This is a genomic window from Priestia sp. JSM ZJ58, assembly GCF_044383985.1.
Taxonomy (GTDB): Bacteria; Bacillota; Bacilli; order Bacillales; family Bacillaceae_H; genus Priestia; species Priestia zanthoxyli.
The window spans coordinates 56,705-75,601 of sequence record NZ_JBISEM010000002.1; the positions used below are offsets into that span (position 1 = coordinate 56,705).

Here is an 18,897-nt window from a genome sequence, read left to right on the forward strand (position 1 = left end):
AAGATAGTATGTCAAAATATTTTTTATAGAAAATTCAGACAAATTAACCAATGAATAAAAGCAGGTATGAAAGTCTTTTTGAACTTCCGTACCTGCTTTTTCAATAATACTTTATCACGTTAATATAATATTGTTAATTTTTCTTCGGAAGTTCAATCGCCGGAGAAGACGAGTTTCCACCGTTAAAATAGTCAGGAACATTTCCAGGAATAACGGTGCCTCCGACTGGGATTGTAGCCGTAACGGTTGTTTTTTTAGTTGCAAATGGAATAATGATTTGCATGTTTACTTTCACTTTGATAGATACTTCAAGAAACGCATTATTTATTCCATACTCCTCGATTTTTCGCACTACGTCTGTTTGAACGTCACCAATAGCATGAAATTTAACCGGAATCAGCGGACCCAGATTTCCAAGCAGCGCATTATTAGTCGCTTGCCCAAGCGGAACTTGGTAGACAATTCCTTGATTCCGCAACTTTTCATTTTTTTCAATACGAATATCTGTTGGAAGTTCAAGTGCATCTAAATTCCCTTTCTCTGCTTCTTTTAAGTTAGCCTGGACAAATGACGTAGTTTGAGCTCTAACTCGGTTCACAAGCGCTGTGTCAATTTTGGCTACTTGACCGTTAGGTGTAGATTCCACTTTAATGACATCTACGTCGAGCTGATCGAGTACCTGTTTATTCACCGCTTTATTAATAACTAAAGTTGCAATCTCTTTTGTTTGTGCTTCAGCATATTTCATCAACGTTGGTTCAATCCCTCTATTAATTAGCCATAATCCTACCCCTGTGGAAAGCATAAAAAAAAGAAAGGTGAGCAACAGAACGTAACGAAAAGGAAGCGGGCCTTTTCTTGTTAATTTCCGACGAAGTTTAACCAAAAAAAATCCCTCCTTACAAGCTATATGTATGCATGTATAAGGAGGTTCACGCTTCTTTTAAAAAGTTTTATCTTAAATTCTCGACTATATTAAAGCATTTTCAATAAAGCATCTTTGCCAATTGTGCCTTTAAAAATCCCTCTTTTTTCAGCTTCAAGCGTTACAGATTCAAGCGGCGCTTCAAGAAGCTGCTCAATTGTACGTACACCTACAGCTCTTCCAGCTATTATTTGACGATCAGCTAATTTATCATTTAATAGACCTACGTCTAGTGCTCCGCACATAATGTAGCCTTTATCTGATGAAATGGTTAACAAAGTTGTTTTTGGCAGCAATACGGTAACTGCATTAAACGTATGACCTTCAATTACGATAGGCGCTAAGGTAATCATAGTAGCTCACTCCTTTCTTAATCAATTTATGATTTTGAAAGAAAAAAGTGAGGTTTTACATATACTTTTCTACCTATTTAACGTTTAGAGTAATCCTTATACATTTTATAGACCTCGGTGCTAAAATTCGTTAAAAAAATCTAGTTGCTTAGGAGCTAAATTCTCATATTCAATATTTAATAAGCTCATGAGCTGTTTGGCATTATGTACAGCATCTCCGCCGGAGTTATTATTAAATAACAGGTAAATGTCCTTCGTTTGTTTTTGCAGCTTTTCAAGACGTTCTTTCCACTCTAGAAGCTCTTTTTCATTGTAGCGATACAAAAACCTTACCGCTCGCCAATTGCCTTCTGCGGGCTTATTCCAACCGTGCACGTTTCGTCCATGAAAACGTATAAGTGTTTTCTGTTTATCTGTAGCATGAATCACAGTGGGAATAGATCCTTCTCCTGCCTGCGGTTCATCACAAATACCATGAATCCACTTCTCTTGTTCCATAAACGTTAACGTTTTATCATAGAAAAACGGTTTAAACCAAGATTGATTTCGAAACTCCAGTGCTACTGGCAAATCTCCAAACTTCTCACGGCTATACCTCAAATAGGCTACGTTTTCTTTTGTACAGTCAAACCAAGGCGGCATTTGAAATAAAATCATACCAAGCTTATTTGAACTTACGTACGGCTTCACTGATTCTAAAAATGCATGAAACATTTCTTCTTTGCTATCAAACGGATTTCCTTCTCTCATATGCCCCGTCATGCCTTGATAGGCTTTTACCACAAAACGAAAAGATTCCGGCGTATCATTCACCCACTTTTCTACATTTGACTTAGGTTGAATGGCGTAAAAAGATGAATCGACTTCAACAATTGGAAAATGGCCTGCGTATACGGCAAGCTTGTCTCTTGATGAAACACCCGCTTCATATAATGAATCATGATCTCCCCAGCCTGTAACTCCAATATAAATCATGCCATTCCTCCTCTATTTTCTTAGATTGCTTTTCTTTATTTTAATACAAACGATACAAAAAAACTCGTTTGCTTAAACAGCAAACGAGTTTTTATCTATTATTAACCGATTGAACCTTCCATTTCAAATTTGATTAGACGGTTCATCTCTACTGCATATTCCATTGGAAGCTCTTTTGTAAATGGTTCAATAAAGCCCATTACAATCATTTCTGTCGCTTCTTCTTCAGAAATACCGCGGCTCATTAGATAGAATAATTGTTCTTCAGATACTTTTGATACTTTCGCTTCGTGTTCAAGTGAGATGTTGTCATTTAAAATCTCATTGTACGGAATTGTATCAGAAGTTGATTGGTTATCCATAATTAGCGTATCACACTCAATGTTCGCACGTGCACCTTCTGCTTTACGGCCAAAGTGTACGATACCGCGGTATGTTACTTTACCGCCTTGTTTTGAAATTGATTTTGATACGATCGTTGAAGATGTGTTTGGTGCTAAGTGAATCATTTTTGCACCAGCATCTTGGTGCTGTCCTTTACCAGCAAGGGCAATGGATAATGTCATACCGCGTGCGCCTTCGCCTTTTAAGATAACAGCTGGATATTTCATTGTTAACTTAGAACCGATGTTTCCATCAATCCATTCCATTGTTGCGTTTGCTTCACAAACTGCACGTTTTGTTACAAGGTTGTATACGTTGTTTGCCCAGTTTTGAATTGTTGTATAGCGGCAATACGCGTCTTTTTTGATGATGATTTCTACAACGGCACTGTGAAGAGAGTTTGTTGTATAAACAGGTGCTGTACAGCCCTCTACATAGTGGACGTGTGAGCCTTCATCAGCAATAATTAACGTACGCTCAAACTGTCCCATATTTTCAGAGTTAATACGGAAATAAGCTTGTAATGGTGTATCTACTTTTACGCCTTTTGGTACGTAAATGAATGATCCACCAGACCAAACCGCTGAGTTAAGAGCAGAGAATTTGTTATCCGTTGGCGGGATAACTTTTCCAAAATGCTCGCGGAAAATATCTTCGTTTTCTTTTAGCGCCGTATCTGTATCTTTAAATACGATACCTTGCGCTTCAAGATCTTCTTTCATATTGTGATAAACAACTTCAGATTCGTACTGAGCTGATACACCCGCAAGATATTTTTGCTCTGCTTCAGGAATACCAAGTTTATCAAACGTTTGTTTAATTTCTTCAGGAACTTCATCCCAAGAGCGTTCAGACTTCTCAGATGGTTTTACGTAGTACGTAATTTCATCAAAGTCTAAGCTTGCCATGTCTCCGCCCCACTGTGGCATTGGCATGTTGTAGAAGTGCTCTAGAGATTTCAAACGGAAGTCAAGCATCCATTGTGGTTCCTCTTTCATACGAGAAATTTCTTCTACGATTTCTTTTGTTAAACCGCGTTTAGAGCGGAAAATTGATACGTCTTTATCGGAAAATCCATATTTATAATCGCCGATTTCTGGCATTTTTTTAGCCATCTTTTATTACCCCCTACTTGATAGGATTGGGAATGAATGAAGGTCTTATCTTTGTTCGTTAAGACCTTTTTCCATCGCTTTCCACGCTAGTGTTGCACATTTAATACGCGCAGGAAATTTTGCTACACCTTGAAGTGCTTCAATATCTCCTAAATCTATACTATCATCATACTCTTTACCTTGCATCATGTCAGAGAAGATATGGGCCATTTTAAACGCTTTGTCTACTTCTTGACCTTTAATTGCTTGTGTCATCATTGAAGCTGATGACATTGAAATTGAACATCCTTCACCTTCGAACTTTGCATCCACCACTTTGCCGTCCTCTACTTTTAAAGAAAGTTCAATGCGGTCTCCGCACGTCGGGTTATTCATATGAATGTTCACAGTATCTTCATTCAATGTTCCACGATTACGCGGGTTTTTATAATGGTCCATAATTACTTGACGATAGAGAGTATCTAAATTATTAAAAGCCATTTGTAAAATACTCCTTCGTTTTTATTAATGATGACACCAATTTATCTACTTCTTCTTCCGTGTTATACAGATAGAAGCTTGCACGTGCAGTAGACGATACGTTTAAATATTTCATCAGCGGCTGCGCACAGTGATGACCTGCACGAATCGCAATTCCATCAGCGTCTACTACTGTTGCAACGTCGTGCGGATGCACATCTTCAATATTAAACGTCACAACACCCGCTCGCTCTTTCGGTCCGTAAATCGTAATTCCATCTACTTGCGATAAGCGATCCAGTGCATATTGCGCTAGCTTGTGCTCATGTGCTTGAATGTTATCTAAACCAACTTCTTCTAAGAAATCAATCGCTGCACCTAAACCAATTGCACCTGCAATGATTGGCGTACCTCCTTCAAATTTCCAAGGAAGCTCTTTCCACGTTGATTCGTATAAGTTTACGAAGTCAATCATTTCGCCGCCAAACTCGATTGGTTCCATTTTTTCAAGAAGCTCTTTCTTTCCATAAAGAGCGCCGATTCCAGTCGGTCCGCCCATTTTATGTCCAGAGAAAGCAAAGAAATCACAGTCTAAATCTTGTACATCCACCTTCATGTGAGGCGTACTTTGCGCACCATCCACAACCATTACTGCACCGTTAGCGTGTGCAATTTCTGCAATTTCTTTTACTGGGTTAATTGTACCCAATACGTTAGATACTTGCATAATCGATACAATTTTTGTGTTAGATGTAATCGTGCTTTTTACCTCTTCTAGTGAAAGTGCATGATCTTCTGTTAGTGAAATATATTTTAACGTTGCACCTGTTTCCTTGGCAACTTGCTGCCAAGGAATGATGTTACTGTGATGTTCCATATAAGTAATCACAATTTCATCACCAGGTTTAAGATTCGCACGGCCATAGCTTGCAGCTACTGTATTAAGAGCTGTCGTTGTACCGCGCGTAAAGATAATCTCTTCCGTTGATTTTGCATTAATAAACTTACGAACCTTTTCACGAGCGCCTTCGTATCCGTCTGTTGCTCTTGTACCAAGCGTGTGAACACCTCGGTGTACGTTTGAGTTATATTCTTTGTAATAATTCTCAATTGCTTCAATTACAGCAAGCGGCTTTTGTGAAGTTGCTGCACTGTCTAAATAAACGAGTGGGCTGCCATTTACCTCTTGGTCTAAAATAGGAAATTGTTTACGAATATCAGAGATATTCATTATCGAACTTTCCTTTCAATTAAATCCGTTAATTGTTTTTTAACCGTTTCGATTGGCAACTCGTTTACCACTGGTGCTAAGAACCCGTGAATAACTAGACGTTCTGCTTCTGTTTGCGGAATACCGCGGCTCATTAAGTAGTAAAGCTGAATTGGATCTACGCGTCCAACAGATGCAGCGTGTCCTGCTGTTACATCATCTTCATCAATTAGAAGAATTGGGTTTGCATCTCCACGTGCTTTTTCACTTAACATTAACACACGGGATTCTTGCTCAGCGTTTGATTTAGAAGCACCGTGTTCAATTTTACCGATACCGTTAAAGATTGAAGACGCGCTTTCTTTCATAACGCCGTGTTTTAAAATGTAGCCTTCAGAATGTTTTCCGAAGTGTACGATACTTGTTGTTAAGTTTTGAGACTGCTCTCCACGTCCAACTGTTACCGTTTTTGTATCTCCATATGAACCGTCGCCCATTAGATACGTTGTATTTTCTGAAACTGTATTTCCTTCACTCATTAAGCCTAAAGCCCACTCAATGCGACCATCTTTGCCCGCTACGCCGCGGCGGTTCACATAAGTAGTTGTACCTTTAGCTAAGTAGTCAACAGCTCCAAACGTTACTTTTGCATTGCTGTTAGCGAATACTTCCGTCACGATATTGACAACACCGTTTGACTCTTCAGCAGTAGCAATGTAGTTTTCTACATATGTTACTGAGCTGTTGTCTTCAGCTACAACAATAACATGGTTGAATAAAGCTGCTTCTTCATCTTCACGGACAAATACAGCTTGAAGAGGCTCTTGTACTTCTACATTTTTAGGAACGTATACAAATACACCGCCGTTTAATAACGCTGCGTTTAATGCAGTTAAACGGTGCTCATCTACTTTAACTCCGTCTTTCATGAAGTACTTCTCAACAAGGTCGCTATGCTCTTTAGCAGCTGTTTGAATATCTGTGAAGATAACGCCTTGAGATTTTAGCTCTTCTGTTAATGTTGAGTATGCAGCTGTTTGGTCACGCTGAACATATAGATTTTTAACCGCTTCTGTATCAATCAGTGCTTTAACCACTTCTGGAAGCTCGTCTACGGATGAGATTGTGCTTGCCTGTGAAGTGTGCTTGTCAAAAGCAGTAAAGTTCCATTTCGAAATGTTTGTTTTATCTGGCTTTGGAAGTGCAAGATCTTCTGCTTTCGCAAGAGCTTGTAAGCGAAGATCTAGCAGCCAACTTGGTTCATTAGCTTTTTTTGAAAAGCTGCTGATGTACTCTTGATCAAATGGTAATTTCGTATCAATAGTCATAGAGATCCTCCTAACTCTTAAGCTTCTTGCTCTACAGTTTCGTCTTCAATACCTAATTCTTGTTTGATCCAGTCATAACCTTCTGCTTCTAGACGCTGCGCTAATTCTGGTCCACCTGATTTTACAACGCGACCTTGCATCATAACGTGAACTTTATCTGGTGTAATGTAGTTTAATAAACGTTGGTAGTGAGTGATCATTAAGCAACCAAACTCGCTGCCGCGCAGTTCATTAATACCTTTTGATACAACTTTTAACGCATCGATATCTAAACCAGAGTCGATTTCATCTAAAATTGCAATTCCTGGTTGAAGCATCATTAATTGAAGAATTTCGTTACGCTTCTTCTCACCGCCAGAGAAACCTTCGTTTAGGTAACGCTGAGCCATGTCTTGATCCATTTCTAAGAAATCCATGTTTTTGTCTAATTGACGGATGAATTTCATTAGTGAAATTTCTTCCCCTTCTTCACGACGAGCATTAATTGCTGAACGTAGGAAGTCTGCGTTTGTTACCCCGCTGATTTCACTTGGATATTGCATCGCTAGGAATAGACCTGCACGAGCGCGCTCATCTACTTCCATCTCAAGTACATCTTCGCCGTCTAGCGTGATGCTTCCTTGTGTAACCTCGTATTTAGGATGTCCCATGATTGCTGAAGATAATGTTGATTTACCAGTACCGTTTGGTCCCATGATTGCATGGATTTCGCCGCCCTTAACTTCTAAATTAACACCTTTTAAAATTTCTTTACCTTCAATTGCAACATGAAGATCTTTAATTGTTAAAGTTGACCCTGCCATATTAAAACCTCCAGTTATAGACGTATATAGTAAAAAACGATATACCTATATCTTTTTAATTATTCTCATTTTATTCTCATTACAATCTTATAACAAATGAAAACTTATAGCAACCTTTTGACCCAAAAGGTTTTAAACCATTATGTACGTTTTTTAAGACTAAATCCACTCATAAAAAAGTTGCCTTAAAAGACTCGATAGAGCCTTCTAAGACAAGCTTTTTACCCGCTTTATTTACTTAGTGCGTGTGGCTAGTCAGTTCTGAAACACACTCTTGGACAAGCGTAACGGACTGACTCATCGCTGCGCCTCCGCCAAATGCCGCTGATACTCCGCATGCTTCTAAAATTTCTTGCTCAGTTGCACCTTGATCAATGCAGCCTTTTGTATGATAAATCATACAGTACTCGTCTTGAGCTACTACGCTGATTCCTAGCGCGATTAACTGCTTTTCTTTTTTAGAAAGAGAACCTTCTCCAAAACATGCTTCAGTAAACGCATTAAACGTTTTTGTTACTTCCGGCAATTTTTCGCTAAATTTCCCAACACCCATTTTATAATCATGAAGTGCTTGCTCAGTTGAATGACGTGCTTCTTGCTGCATAACGTCAGCTCCCATCATCAGTAAAGTTTTCACGGTTAGTATGCGTGAGAAAAATAAGAGTTATTCGTTTTGATGCATACAAAAAAGCACTTGCCCAGAGTGGGCAAGCGCTTTTCTTCTATTATTTATTTACCGGTAATACTCCGCCTTTGTATTTTTCTTTAATGTAGTCTTGAATTTCTTTAGAGTGAAGAACTTTTACTAAAGCTTTCACTGTATCTTTATTTTCGTCACCTTTGTGAACCGTAATGATGTTTGCATATGGGTTATTTTCTTTGCTTTCCACTGCGATTGGATCTTTTACTGGATCTAAACCAGCATCGATAGCATAGTTAGCATTGATAACAACAGCGTCGCCTTCATTGTTTTTGTACATTTGAGGTAACAATCCGCCTTCAACATCGGCTTTAAATTTTAAATTCTTAGGGTTTTCCACAATATCTTTAATTTGTGCGTCTGTTTTCTTTACGCCTGGTTTTAATTTGATCACGCCAGCTTTTTCAAAAATCGATAAAATACGTCCTTGCTCTGCTACTGCATCACGCATAATAACTGTGCCGTTTTTCGGAAGATCTTTTAAGCTTTTGTATTTTTTAGAGTAGATACCAATTGGTTCAATGTGAATGGCACCGGCACTTACGAAATCATACCCTTTTTCACCTTTATGATCTTTTAGCACTGAATTCATATAAGGAACGTGCTGGAAGTAGTTGGCATCAATTTCATTGTTTGCAAGAGCTGTGTTCGGTAAGATGTAATCTTGGAATTTTTTAATCTCTAAATCAATTCCTTGTTTTTCCAAAATAGGTTTTGCTTGTTCTAAAATTTCAGCATGAGGCGTATTAGATGCACCCACGACAATTTTCTTTTCATCTTTTGATCCATTGTTAGATCCACACGCCGCTAATCCTACTACTAGCGCAGATGTTAATGCTAAAGCTGAAAGCCATTTTTTCATAATAAATAATCCTCCCTTTATCTTTTATCAATTTTTGCAGTAATCGCATCTCCAATAAGTTGGATAATAAATACAATAATCAAAATTAAGATCGTAGCGGCTAGCGTTACGTCATTATGACTGCGCTGGAATCCTTCTAAATATGCAAGGTTTCCAAGACCTCCAGCTCCAATCACACCCGCCATTGCCGTATAGCCGACTAACGCAATGGTTGTTACTGTCAAACCGGAAATCAAAGCTGGCAGCGATTCAGGTAACAGCACTTTAAAGATAATAGTGCTTGTTGTGGCTCCCATTGATTTAGCAGCTTCAATAACACCTTTATCAATTTCACGCAGACCAATTTCTACAAGACGCGCATAAAATGGTGCTGCTCCAACAATTAAAGCCGGTAACGCTGCATTAGCGCCTAAAATACTTCCTACCAATGCTTTGGTAAATGGAATCAGTAAAACAATTAAAATAATGAATGGAATGGAACGAAAGATATTTACAACCGCCGACACAATGGCATATAAAGGTTTGTTTTGCCAAAGCTGTCCTTTGGACGTTAAAAATAAAAGCAAGCCCAATAAAATACCTAGAACAAATGTGGCTACAACTGAAATAGCCGTCATATATAGTGTTTCATTTGTCGCTTGAATAAAATCATCTAAAATAACGTTTGGAAATAGTTTCTCAAGCATTTGTCATTACCTCCACTTCTACCTGCTGCTCATGAATGTATGCAATGACTTTTTCAACTTCTGTTAATTCTCCGTCTAAATGAACGAACAACGTCCCGTATGAACCTGTTTGTGTATGAGAAATCTTTCCTTGCAAAATATTAATCGTTACATCAAACTGTTTTAAAATCGTTGTAATGAGCGGTTGCTCTGCTTTTCCGCCAACAAACGTCAGCTGAATAATTTGCCCGCTTGGATACAGCTCTTTTACTTGTTCAATCGTTTCAAACGTTTCCTCTGGTTCAGAAATCTGTTGAACGAATCGTTTTGTAATCGGCTGCTTAGGTTTTCTGAATACTTCTAGCACTTGTCCTTCTTCTACTACTGCCCCATTTTCCATAACGGCTACTCGATGACAAATTTTACGAATGACGTGCATTTCATGAGTAATCAATACAATGGTTAACCCTAGCTTCTCATTAATATCTACTAACAGATCTAAAATAGAATCTGTCGTTTGAGGATCAAGCGCTGATGTTGCTTCATCACAAAGCAATACTTTTGGATTGTTCGCTAGGGCTCGAGCAATCCCAACACGCTGCTTTTGTCCCCCGCTAAGCTGTGATGGATAAGCATCTTCACGCCCTTCAAGCCCGACTAGCTTAATAAGTTCGTCTACTCGTTTCATTCTTTTTTCTTTTGAAATCCCTGCTATTTCTAACGGAAAGGCAATATTTTCTCGTACCGTACGCGACCACAAGATATTAAAGTGCTGAAATACCATACTAATTTCTTGTCTAGCTTTTCTGAGTTTTCCGCCTTTAATTTTTCCAATATCATTACCTGCTACTTCGACCGTTCCTGTCGTTGGTGTTTCTAATCCGTTTAGCAAGCGAATCAAAGAACTTTTCCCCGCTCCGCTATAACCAATAATTCCGTAAATTTCACCTTGGTTAACGGTTAGATTCACATTATCAACAGCTGTTACTTGACCGCTTTTGGCCTGATAAATTTTTGTAACGTCTGTTAATGTAATCATATTTCTTCACCTTCTTTAATAAAAACTTAATTATGTTAGGTTGCCCTATAGGATGAAAAAGCCGTAAAACAATTTTCCCTATTAAAAAAGCCTCTCTGCGCATGACAGAAAGGCTCGATATTTAATCCTTTCTCTCATCTTTCAAAGCGCATAGCTTTGCAGGAATTGGCACCATTTCAGTTAGTCTGACGGTTGCCGGGTTTCACAGGGCTCAGTCCCTCCACCTCTCTTGATAAGAGTTCGCAACAATTATTTTGTTTTTGGGAAATATTCATTCATTTATGAACATTCATGAGTGTGATTTTAGCATGTGTCAGATAGGCTGTCAACAGATTTTGTTCTTGGGATAATATCCCAAGATTTCAACAGCCCCAACGGTTCGCTCTCTTTCCACTTCTTCATTTTAAACAAACGTTTGATTATCGAAGCTCCTCGAGTACGTGCTCGATGGAATGAAACGCGTAGAGTTTTTTTACCATTTCACCATTTTCCACTTCAATCAAACAAGGTACGCTTTCAATAGAAAATAATTCTGCTTTTGAAGGCATATAATTTAAATTGCTCATTCCGATGGTTACATCCGGCAGCATCGCTTCTGCCACGGTTAACATTTTTTTTGCCAGCTGACATGTCCCGCAAAAAGGCGTATGGAAAAAGATAAAGGCTCTTTCTCCTTCTTTTAACTGATCATCCAGCTGTTTTTCGCTCCATTCTTGCATGTTGCTCATTCCTTTTATGTTAAAAATTCTGCATTAACATCGATATTGGCACTCAGCAATACTGTTGCTATGTGATGTCTAGGGGCGGCAGCAACTTCTCGGTACATTTTATCAATATATAGATGCTCTGCTTCCGGAAGCTCTCGTTTAAATTGTTTTCTCAGCTTATTCCCTGAATCATCAGAGTCAACGAGTATGTATACCTCTTTGTTAAACGTACAGTCAATAATTTCATCCAGCTTTGATAAACTAATCGTACCGTTTGTACAAATAATTTCAATTGGTTCTCGAATGATATCTTGAATACGCTTTTTATCTGACTTTCCTTCGACAATAATTACTTTTTCAATTTCAATTAGCCCCATTTTCATCACCCATAATCGTCAGTTGTATAGTAACATCATTTCTTTATGCTATACAATATTCGTTAATGTATCACAGTTCACCTGTTTTTTAAAAGAAATTTGCAAGAAAGAACTCTTTTAAAAGGCAGTTTAGGCCATATTATTTCCATAAAACAAGAAAAACAGCGGCAGTTGCCACTGTTTAGCACCATCCTGCTTCTTCGTCGCAGTCTGTATATTTTTGCGTTTCACCTTGTTTTTGTACGTCCGCATATTGATAGAACTTATTATTTTCTTGCGAATATCCTTCTTCAAAGCGGTATTCATTGCCGCTTGTCCCATAACTAACTTCACCAATTGGCTGCTTATCAACATATAATTTCATACCGCCGTCATGAAATTTAGCTGTAACGCGATCTGTAACGTCCATTTTTTGTTTTTCAAACATAAAAAGACACTCCTTTAGCTTGTTTACTAATAGAGTGTCCAGTCAAAAACTTTTCATAAAGACAATTTATGGAGGAGTATTATCCTTCGTTTGTCATTTCTTCGTATTGCTCTGCTGTCATCAGCTTGTCTACTTGAGAAGCATCAGATGGTTTGATTGTAATCATCCATGCTTCTTCGTATGGAGATTCATTAACAAGTTCAGGACTATCGCCTAAGTTGTCGTTTACTGCTACAACTTCACCGCTAATTGGTGCGTAAAGCTCAGAAACTGTTTTTACTGATTCAACGCTACCAAACGGCTCGTCAGCTTCTACTGTTGCTCCTACTTCTGGCAATTCAACGAATACGATGTCTCCAAGCTCAGCTTGAGCGAAATGTGTAATACCTACGCGGACAACGTCTCCTTCTGTTTTTACCCATTCATGCTCTTCAGAATAACGCAAATCTTTTGGTGTACTCATCTTAATCCCTCCAAAATATGTATCGTAATTTGTTTATATAAAAAGCGCCTTCAACGTGGAGAACACTTTCTACAACCTAAAATAACTTCCTATTAACAGTGTAACGTAAAAGGTAAAAATTTTCTATTTGAAAACTTACTTCCACACGTCCTCAAACTGCTCTTCTTTGAAACCAAGCGTTACTTTTTGTCCATCTGCTAGCAGCGGACGCTTAATTAACATGCCATCTGAAGCAAGAATAGACAGAAGTTCGTCTTCACTCGCACTGCTTACTTTATCTTTAAGACCTAACTCGCGATATTTTTTACCGCTTGTATTAAAGAATTTTTTTAATTCTAGGCCGCTGTTCTGATAGTAAGCTTGCAGCTGCTCTTTTGTTGGCGGATTTTCTACAATATGAATTTCTTCATATGCTACTCCGTTATCATCGAGCCACTTCTTTGCTTTTCGGCACGTACCGCACTTTGGATATGAATAAAAAAATAATGACATTTCGTCAACCACCCTTTATTTTAAGCTTTTTTCGTATTTTAACACATCCTTTATCATTTACCTAGATAGAGGCTTCTTAAACAAAAAGGAGCTCGCAAAACGAGCTCCTTTTTCCTTAAACTGTGAACTTCTCTACTTCTAGAAGCGTTTTTGCAACCTCGCGCTTTACGCTAATTACATTGATTGGTGTATAGCGAGTTAATTTGCGAAGAGACGAAAGCATGACTCTAAGCGTATCACCTTGTTCAACGCCAATTAACGTTTCTTTTGCATCTGCTTCGATTCGATTAAATGCTTCTTGGCAGAATACTTGCGTGTATTTTAATTTTAAGCTGTTTTGATCTACTCCTGTTTTGGAAATGGCTTTTTCAGTACGTAAAACAGTAGATTCCATTGCATATACGTTACTAATCATATCAGAAATATTAACGAGAATTTCTTGTTCTTTTTCTAATTCTTTGCCATACTTTTGTGCAGCTAATCCCAAAAGCAAGAGCGCAATTTTCTTCCCGTTTTGCACAAGCATTTTTTCTTGATCTAACGGCTCATTTCCTACTTCCTGCGGCATAAGCATCATCAATTCTTCTTGAAGCGTTTGTGCTTTTTGAAGCAGTGGAAGCTCTCCTTTTAACGCTTTGCGTAAATATGTGCCTGGTACTAAAAGACGGTTAATCTCATTTGTTCCCTCAAAAATACGATTAATGCGAGAATCGCGATACAGACGCTCAATTTCATACTCGCTCATAAAACCGTAGCCTCCATGAAGCTGCACGCCTTCATCTACAATGTAGTCAAGAGCTTCCGTGGCAAACACTTTATTTAATGAACATTCGATAGCATATTCAGCAATGGAAGCAGCAATTTGTTTTCCGTCTTTTTGCTGTTCTTCTGAAAGCTGGCCCATATGGTCTTCAAAAAGTCCTACCGTACGATATACAGAGCTTTCAGTTGCATACAATTTAGAAGCCATTGTGGCTAACTTTTCTTGTGTTAATGAGAATTTAGCAATTGGGGTTTTAAACTGCTGACGCTGGTTAACGTATTGAGACGTAATTTCTAACGCACGTTTCCCTGCTCCAACTGCTCCAACTCCAAGCTTATAGCGCCCAATATTTAAAATGTTAAAGGCAATCACATGGCCTTTTCCAATTTCACCTAGCACGTTTTCTTTTGGAACAAGCGCATCTTCAAGAATCAACGTTCTGGTTGATGAGCTTTTGATTCCCATTTTCTTCTCTTCCGGGCCAACCGAAACGCCTGGAAATTCGCGTTCAACGATAAAAGCAGAAAATTTATCGCCGTCAATTTTTGCGTACACCACGAATACATCAGCAAATCCAGCATTCGTAATCCACTGCTTTTCTCCATTTAACACATAGTGTGTACCTTCTGCGTTAAGGCGAGCTGTTGTTCGAGCACCGAGAGCATCCGAACCAGAACCCGGTTCAGTCAGCGCATAAGCCGCTATTTTTTCCCCTACCGCTAAAGCAGGTAAATATGCTTGTTTTTGCTCTTCTGTTCCAAATAAGACGATTGGCAATGACCCAATTCCTACATGAGCACCATGAGTGATGGAAAATCCGCCTGCTCGAGACATTTTTTCAGCAATTAAAGCCGAAGTAATCTTATCTAAACCAAGCCCACCGTATTCTTCCGGTACATCTGCACCAAGCAAGCCTAATTCACCAGCTTGTTTTAATAGCTTTACAGAACGGTCAAATTCATGCTTTTCTAAATATTCCACTTGCGGAAGGACTTCATTTTCTACAAATTCATCTGTCGTCTTGGCAATCATTTTTTGTTCAGATGTATAATCCTCCGGCGTGTAGACGCGGCTTGCATCGCCTTCTTCAATTAAAAAACTTCCACCTTTAATCATTTGTTTTGTTTTATTTGACATGTTCATATCCCCCTTTGAAATGATTATGCTAACAATTCAAATACACCAGCAGCTCCCATTCCTCCACCAATACACATGGTGACAATTCCAAACTGCTCATTTCGACGCTGCATTTCGTGCATTAAGCTAAGAGTCAGCTTAGCTCCAGTACAGCCTAATGGATGACCTAAGGCAATAGCGCCTCCGTTTACATTTACTTTATCTTCATTAATATTTAATTCACGAATAACGCCAAGTGCTTGAGAAGCAAATGCTTCATTTAATTCAAACAATCCGATATCAGAAAGCTCCAGCCCTGCTAGTTTAAGAGCTTTAGGGATGGCAGCTACCGGGCCAATCCCCATTACTTCAGGCGGAACTCCTCCAACTGCAAATGAGCGAAACTTAAGCAAAGGCTTTAAGCCTTCTGCTTCAGCTTGTTCTTTATCCATTAGAAAAACGGATGCAGCTCCGTCACTTGTCTGCGAAGAGTTTCCAGCTGTGACGGATCCTTTAATCGAAAAGGCTGGACGAAGTTTCCCTAATACGTCCGCAGTTGTGCCAGGACGAACTCCTTCATCTTGAGAGAACATCAGCTTTTGTTCACGTAGCTTATTGTTTTCATCGATTTTCCGAAGCGTCACTTCCACGGGAACAATTTCGTCGTTAAACTTCCCTTCTTGAAGTGCTTTTGCTGCTTTTTGATGGCTGCGTACGGCAAATGCATCCTGGTCTTCACGTGAAATGCCGTATTTCATCGCCACTTGTTCTGCTGTATGTCCCATGCCCATATAATACTCCGGCGCATTTTCAACCAGCTGAACATTCGGACGCGCTACGTTTCCAAACATCGGAACAAAACTCATTGATTCTGCTCCTCCAGCTAACACTGCTTTGGCTTGCCCTAGCATAATTCGTTCTGCACCGTAGGCAATACTTTGCAAACCTGATGAACAATAACGATTAATCGTTATTGCTGGCACCGTATAAGGCAAACCTGCAAGAGCGCCAATATTTCGAGCCATATTCAAACCTTGTTCTGCCTCAGGCATCGCACAACCAATAATTAAATCATCAATCGGTCCTTCGTATCCGCCTGCTCGGCGAAGAGTTTCTTTAACCGCAATAGCTCCCAAATCATCAGGTCTAACACTTGCCAATGAACCTTTTTTTGCTTTTCCGACCGGTGTCCTAGCACCTGCTACAATAACTGCTTCTCTCATTTTTTCTCCCCCTTAATTGCGCAGTGGCTTTCCTTTAACTAACATGTGCTGCATACGTTCTTGAGACTTCGCTTCTCCAACAAGGCTTAAAAATGCTTCTCTCTCTAAATCAAGCAAATACTCTTCATCCACTTCGGAACCAAACGCTACGCGTCCTCCAGCTAATACAAATGCTAACTTACTAGCAATTTTGTAATCATGTTCTGATATATATCCTGAATATTTCATGGATTGAGCTCCTAGCAGCAACGTTGCATATCCTGTTTCTCCAACGACAGGAACTTTAGTTTTTACAGGCGGTTTATAGCCCGTGTCGTGTAAAGCAAGGACTGAGTTCTTTGCATCATTCAGCAAGTGATCTCCGTTTACACTGATAGCATCATGGCGGTTTAAAAAGTTTAGCTGCCTAGCTTCTGCAGCAGAAGTAGATACTTTTGCAGTAGCAATTGTTTCAAATGTTTTATTGGCAATTTGCTGAAGATCGAGCGTTACACCGTTCGGTAAACCATTTAGCTGTTTGATATAAAGCTCCTTGTTACCTCCTCCGCCAGGAATTAACCCGACTCCTACTTCTACAAGGCCCATGTAAGTTTCAGCAGAAGCTTGGATTTTAGCTGACGGTAAGCAAATTTCTGCTCCGCCTCCAAGAGTCATCGCAAATGGAGCTGCAACAACCGGCTTTTCGTTATATTTCACCTTCATCATTGCCTGTTGAAATTGTTTAATGACAAGCTCAACTTCAAAATAATTGTCATCTTGTGCTTCCATCAAAATCATAGCTAAGTTAGCGCCAACGCAGAAATTTTTTCCTTGGTTTCCTATGACCAGCCCCTTATAATTCTTGTTCACTTCTTCAAGAGACTGATTCAATAAGCTGATAATATCTAGCCCAATCGCATTGTTAGGAGAAGTAAACTGCAGGCATGCCACATCATCTCCTAAATCAATTAAGCTCGCTCCGCTGTTTTCTAAAATGACATTATTTTGAGAGCGTAAAGATGACAGGTGGATCACCTTTTTATTTTCTTTTACTGCTTTATACTCATCCTCTTCGTAGTAAAGCGTTTGACCTTCCATTTCTTTATAAAAGCTTGTAAATCCATTTTCCTGCATTTGTTTTACCCACTGCGGGATGGCTAAGCCAGACTGCTCCATCTTCTCAATTGATTTTTCTAAACCAATTGCATCCCACGTCTCAAAAGGACCCATTTTCCAGCCAAATCCCCACTTCATAGCTTGATCAATGGCGACGATATCGTCGGCGATTTCATTTTTCAACTGTGCTGCATACACAAGAACGGGGCTGATAATGTTCCAAAGAAGCTGTCCAGCACGATCATCAGAATATATAAGCGCTTTCATTTTGTTTTGCAGCCCTTGTGCCTGCTTACTTAATTCGGTAGAAGCTGTTTTTAACTTCTTTCTTTCGACGTATTGAAGTGTATTAGGATCAAGTTCTAAAATTTCCTTGCCTTTCTTTAAAAAGAAGCCTTGCCCCGACTTGCTTCCCAGCCAGCCATTTTCCTGCATTTGTTTCATAAATAAAGGCACGTCGAATACCTCTTTTTCTTTGCCTTCCACTTTGTCAAACACATTGTTGGCCACATGAATAAATGTGTCTAGTCCCACTACGTCTAACGTTCGAAACGTTGCGCTTTTTGGTCTTCCAATTAAGGGACCCGTCACAGAGTCAACTTCTCCCACGCTGTAATTACCTTTTAACATTTCTTGAACGGTCACAAGTAAACCGTACGTACCGATACGGTTGGCGATAAAGTTAGGCGTATCTTTTGCAATAACTACTCCTTTACCCAATACATCTTCACCAAACGTTTTCATATATTCAACAATTTCTGATTTTGTGTCATGAGTTGGAATAATTTCTAATAACTTTAAATAACGAGGTGGATTAAAAAAGTGCGTTCCTAAGAAATGCGCTTTAAAATCTTCTGAGCGTCCTTTAGCCATTTCGTGGATCGATATTCCTGAAGTATTTGAACTTACAATACTTCCTTTTTTTCGTACGCCGTCAATTTTTTCAAACAACTGCTGTTTAATATCAAGGCGTTCCACTACTACTTCAATGATCCAATCGCAGTCGCTTAACTGCTGTAAATGATCTTCAAGGTTTCCCGGCGTAATTAACGATAGTGACGACTTCGACGTTAAAGGTGCCGGTTTTTGCTTCGTTAATTTAGCTAAAGCAGTTGTGCTCAACCGATTTCTGACTTGCCTATCTTCAAGCGTTAGCTGTTTTTTTTTCTCGTCTGGTGTTAATGAAGCTGGAACCACATCTAGCAAAAGCGTTGGAATTCCTACATTCGCTAAATGAGCTGCAATTCCAGAGCCCATAACTCCTGAACCTAAAACGGCGGCTTTTTTTATGTTCATAATTATCCCCACATCCCCTTTGATATATTGAATGAATGGTCATTCATTTTATGTGTAAAAAAAGAGAGTCACTGTTAATCTCTGTTTTTACTATAAAGCATTTTTTAAATTTTCGCAATA

Annotated in this window: 20 protein-coding genes and 1 riboswitch; all 20 genes read right to left on the reverse strand. The window is 39.1% G+C overall.

Translation table 11 applies throughout. From position 1 onward, the window contains the following. Window positions 1-133: 133 nt before the first annotated feature. Window positions 134-886 (reverse strand): sporulation protein YunB, encoded by a 753-nt coding sequence (yunB, locus tag ACH6EI_RS21680; protein WP_034264201.1) that lies wholly within the window; start codon window positions 884-886, stop codon window positions 134-136. Window positions 887-975: 89 nt separating this feature from the next. Continuing rightward, a complete protein-coding gene (locus tag ACH6EI_RS21685; RefSeq protein WP_013059641.1) occupies window positions 976-1,278 on the reverse strand; it encodes a YunC family protein in 303 nt (100 codons plus the stop codon). A 120-nt stretch (window positions 1,279-1,398) separates the two neighbouring features. Next, window positions 1,399-2,253 (reverse strand): DUF72 domain-containing protein, encoded by an 855-nt coding sequence (locus ACH6EI_RS21690; RefSeq protein ID WP_048021828.1) that lies wholly within the window; start codon window positions 2,251-2,253, stop codon window positions 1,399-1,401. A 101-nt stretch (window positions 2,254-2,354) separates the two neighbouring features. After that, window positions 2,355-3,752 carry a Fe-S cluster assembly protein SufB gene (gene sufB / locus ACH6EI_RS21695; protein WP_013059643.1) on the reverse strand — a complete coding sequence of 466 codons (1,398 nt, stop codon included), beginning with the start codon at window positions 3,750-3,752 and terminating at the stop codon, window positions 2,355-2,357. 45 nt (window positions 3,753-3,797) lie between these two features. Beyond that, a complete protein-coding gene (gene sufU / locus ACH6EI_RS21700) occupies window positions 3,798-4,232 on the reverse strand; it encodes a Fe-S cluster assembly sulfur transfer protein SufU (RefSeq protein WP_251440666.1) in 435 nt (144 codons plus the stop codon). After that, window positions 4,222-5,442 (reverse strand): cysteine desulfurase, encoded by a 1,221-nt coding sequence (locus ACH6EI_RS21705; protein WP_098627025.1) that lies wholly within the window; start codon window positions 5,440-5,442, stop codon window positions 4,222-4,224. The genes sufU and ACH6EI_RS21705 overlap by 11 nt, the downstream gene beginning before the upstream one ends. Then, window positions 5,442-6,749 carry a Fe-S cluster assembly protein SufD gene (sufD, locus tag ACH6EI_RS21710; protein ID WP_098627026.1) on the reverse strand — a complete coding sequence of 436 codons (1,308 nt, stop codon included), beginning with the start codon at window positions 6,747-6,749 and terminating at the stop codon, window positions 5,442-5,444. Before sufD ends, ACH6EI_RS21705 begins: the two co-directional genes overlap by 1 nt. A 17-nt stretch (window positions 6,750-6,766) precedes the next feature. Beyond that, on the reverse strand, window positions 6,767-7,552 hold the full coding sequence (sufC, locus tag ACH6EI_RS21715) for a Fe-S cluster assembly ATPase SufC (protein ID WP_013059647.1): 786 nt from the start codon (window positions 7,550-7,552) through the stop codon (window positions 6,767-6,769). Between the two features lie 238 nt (window positions 7,553-7,790). After that, entirely contained in the window at window positions 7,791-8,156 is a 366-nt protein-coding gene (locus tag ACH6EI_RS21720; RefSeq protein WP_016765828.1) for a carboxymuconolactone decarboxylase family protein, read from the reverse strand. A gap of 121 nt (window positions 8,157-8,277) precedes the next feature. Next, on the reverse strand, window positions 8,278-9,114 hold the full coding sequence (locus ACH6EI_RS21725; RefSeq protein ID WP_014457885.1) for a MetQ/NlpA family ABC transporter substrate-binding protein: 837 nt from the start codon (window positions 9,112-9,114) through the stop codon (window positions 8,278-8,280). Window positions 9,115-9,131: 17 nt separating this feature from the next. Beyond that, window positions 9,132-9,800, reverse strand: coding sequence for a methionine ABC transporter permease (locus ACH6EI_RS21730; RefSeq protein ID WP_016765829.1), 669 nt, complete (start codon window positions 9,798-9,800; stop codon window positions 9,132-9,134). Beyond that, a complete protein-coding gene (locus ACH6EI_RS21735; protein WP_034264210.1) occupies window positions 9,793-10,818 on the reverse strand; it encodes a methionine ABC transporter ATP-binding protein in 1,026 nt (341 codons plus the stop codon). Before ACH6EI_RS21735 ends, ACH6EI_RS21730 begins: the two co-directional genes overlap by 8 nt. A gap of 131 nt (window positions 10,819-10,949) precedes the next feature. Continuing rightward, window positions 10,950-11,057, reverse strand: a riboswitch (SAM riboswitch). 180 nt (window positions 11,058-11,237) lie between these two features. Next, on the reverse strand, window positions 11,238-11,537 hold the full coding sequence (locus ACH6EI_RS21740; RefSeq protein WP_033580445.1) for a thioredoxin family protein: 300 nt from the start codon (window positions 11,535-11,537) through the stop codon (window positions 11,238-11,240). Between the two features lie 14 nt (window positions 11,538-11,551). Continuing rightward, complete coding sequence (locus ACH6EI_RS21745) at window positions 11,552-11,902, reverse strand: toprim domain-containing protein (protein ID WP_025752660.1); 351 nt, start codon at window positions 11,900-11,902, stop codon at window positions 11,552-11,554. Window positions 11,903-12,083: 181 nt separating this feature from the next. Then, window positions 12,084-12,329: a YusG family protein gene (locus tag ACH6EI_RS21750; RefSeq protein WP_014457881.1), complete on the reverse strand. Its 246-nt coding sequence runs from the start codon at window positions 12,327-12,329 to the stop codon at window positions 12,084-12,086. 79 nt (window positions 12,330-12,408) lie between these two features. Continuing rightward, the gene (gene gcvH / locus ACH6EI_RS21755) at window positions 12,409-12,792 is read right to left on the reverse strand and encodes a glycine cleavage system protein GcvH (RefSeq protein WP_014457880.1); all 384 of its coding nucleotides are present in this window, start codon (window positions 12,790-12,792) and stop codon (window positions 12,409-12,411) included. Between the two features lie 135 nt (window positions 12,793-12,927). Next, window positions 12,928-13,284, reverse strand: coding sequence for an arsenate reductase family protein (locus tag ACH6EI_RS21760; RefSeq protein WP_049166274.1), 357 nt, complete (start codon window positions 13,282-13,284; stop codon window positions 12,928-12,930). Window positions 13,285-13,399: 115 nt separating this feature from the next. Next, the gene (locus tag ACH6EI_RS21765; RefSeq protein WP_033580444.1) at window positions 13,400-15,184 is read right to left on the reverse strand and encodes an acyl-CoA dehydrogenase family protein; all 1,785 of its coding nucleotides are present in this window, start codon (window positions 15,182-15,184) and stop codon (window positions 13,400-13,402) included. A gap of 23 nt (window positions 15,185-15,207) precedes the next feature. Next, window positions 15,208-16,386 carry an acetyl-CoA C-acetyltransferase gene (locus ACH6EI_RS21770; RefSeq protein WP_014457877.1) on the reverse strand — a complete coding sequence of 393 codons (1,179 nt, stop codon included), beginning with the start codon at window positions 16,384-16,386 and terminating at the stop codon, window positions 15,208-15,210. 12 nt (window positions 16,387-16,398) lie between these two features. Continuing rightward, complete coding sequence (locus tag ACH6EI_RS21775; protein WP_189643495.1) at window positions 16,399-18,780, reverse strand: 3-hydroxyacyl-CoA dehydrogenase/enoyl-CoA hydratase family protein; 2,382 nt, start codon at window positions 18,778-18,780, stop codon at window positions 16,399-16,401. Window positions 18,781-18,897: the final 117 nt, after the last annotated feature.

Excerpts from the sequence above, each read along its gene's own strand:
- gcvH (WP_014457880.1), bottom strand. The coding sequence starts at position 12,792 with ATGAGTACACCAAAAGATTTGCGTTATTCTGAAGAGCATGAATGGGTA.
- sufB (WP_013059643.1), bottom strand. The coding sequence starts at position 3,752 with ATGGCTAAAAAAATGCCAGAAATCGGCGATTATAAATATGGATTTTCC.
- ACH6EI_RS21770 (WP_014457877.1), bottom strand. The coding sequence starts at position 16,386 with ATGAGAGAAGCAGTTATTGTAGCAGGTGCTAGGACACCGGTCGGAAAA.
- ACH6EI_RS21750 (WP_014457881.1), bottom strand. The coding sequence starts at position 12,329 with ATGTTTGAAAAACAAAAAATGGACGTTACAGATCGCGTTACAGCTAAA.
- ACH6EI_RS21705 (WP_098627025.1), bottom strand. The coding sequence starts at position 5,442 with ATGAATATCTCTGATATTCGTAAACAATTTCCTATTTTAGACCAAGAG.
- ACH6EI_RS21690 (WP_048021828.1), bottom strand. The coding sequence starts at position 2,253 with ATGATTTATATTGGAGTTACAGGCTGGGGAGATCATGATTCATTATAT.
- ACH6EI_RS21745 (WP_025752660.1), bottom strand. The coding sequence starts at position 11,902 with ATGGGGCTAATTGAAATTGAAAAAGTAATTATTGTCGAAGGAAAGTCA.
- sufU (WP_251440666.1), bottom strand. The coding sequence starts at position 4,232 with ATGGCTTTTAATAATTTAGATACTCTCTATCGTCAAGTAATTATGGAC.
- ACH6EI_RS21765 (WP_033580444.1), bottom strand. The coding sequence starts at position 15,184 with ATGTCAAATAAAACAAAACAAATGATTAAAGGTGGAAGTTTTTTAATT.
- sufD (WP_098627026.1), bottom strand. The coding sequence starts at position 6,749 with ATGACTATTGATACGAAATTACCATTTGATCAAGAGTACATCAGCAGC.
- ACH6EI_RS21720 (WP_016765828.1), bottom strand. The coding sequence starts at position 8,156 with ATGCAGCAAGAAGCACGTCATTCAACTGAGCAAGCACTTCATGATTAT.
- ACH6EI_RS21740 (WP_033580445.1), bottom strand. The coding sequence starts at position 11,537 with ATGCAAGAATGGAGCGAAAAACAGCTGGATGATCAGTTAAAAGAAGGA.
- ACH6EI_RS21730 (WP_016765829.1), bottom strand. The coding sequence starts at position 9,800 with ATGCTTGAGAAACTATTTCCAAACGTTATTTTAGATGATTTTATTCAA.
- ACH6EI_RS21760 (WP_049166274.1), bottom strand. The coding sequence starts at position 13,284 with ATGTCATTATTTTTTTATTCATATCCAAAGTGCGGTACGTGCCGAAAA.
- sufC (WP_013059647.1), bottom strand. The coding sequence starts at position 7,552 with ATGGCAGGGTCAACTTTAACAATTAAAGATCTTCATGTTGCAATTGAA.
- ACH6EI_RS21685 (WP_013059641.1), bottom strand. The coding sequence starts at position 1,278 with ATGATTACCTTAGCGCCTATCGTAATTGAAGGTCATACGTTTAATGCA.
- ACH6EI_RS21725 (WP_014457885.1), bottom strand. The coding sequence starts at position 9,114 with ATGAAAAAATGGCTTTCAGCTTTAGCATTAACATCTGCGCTAGTAGTA.
- ACH6EI_RS21735 (WP_034264210.1), bottom strand. The coding sequence starts at position 10,818 with ATGATTACATTAACAGACGTTACAAAAATTTATCAGGCCAAAAGCGGT.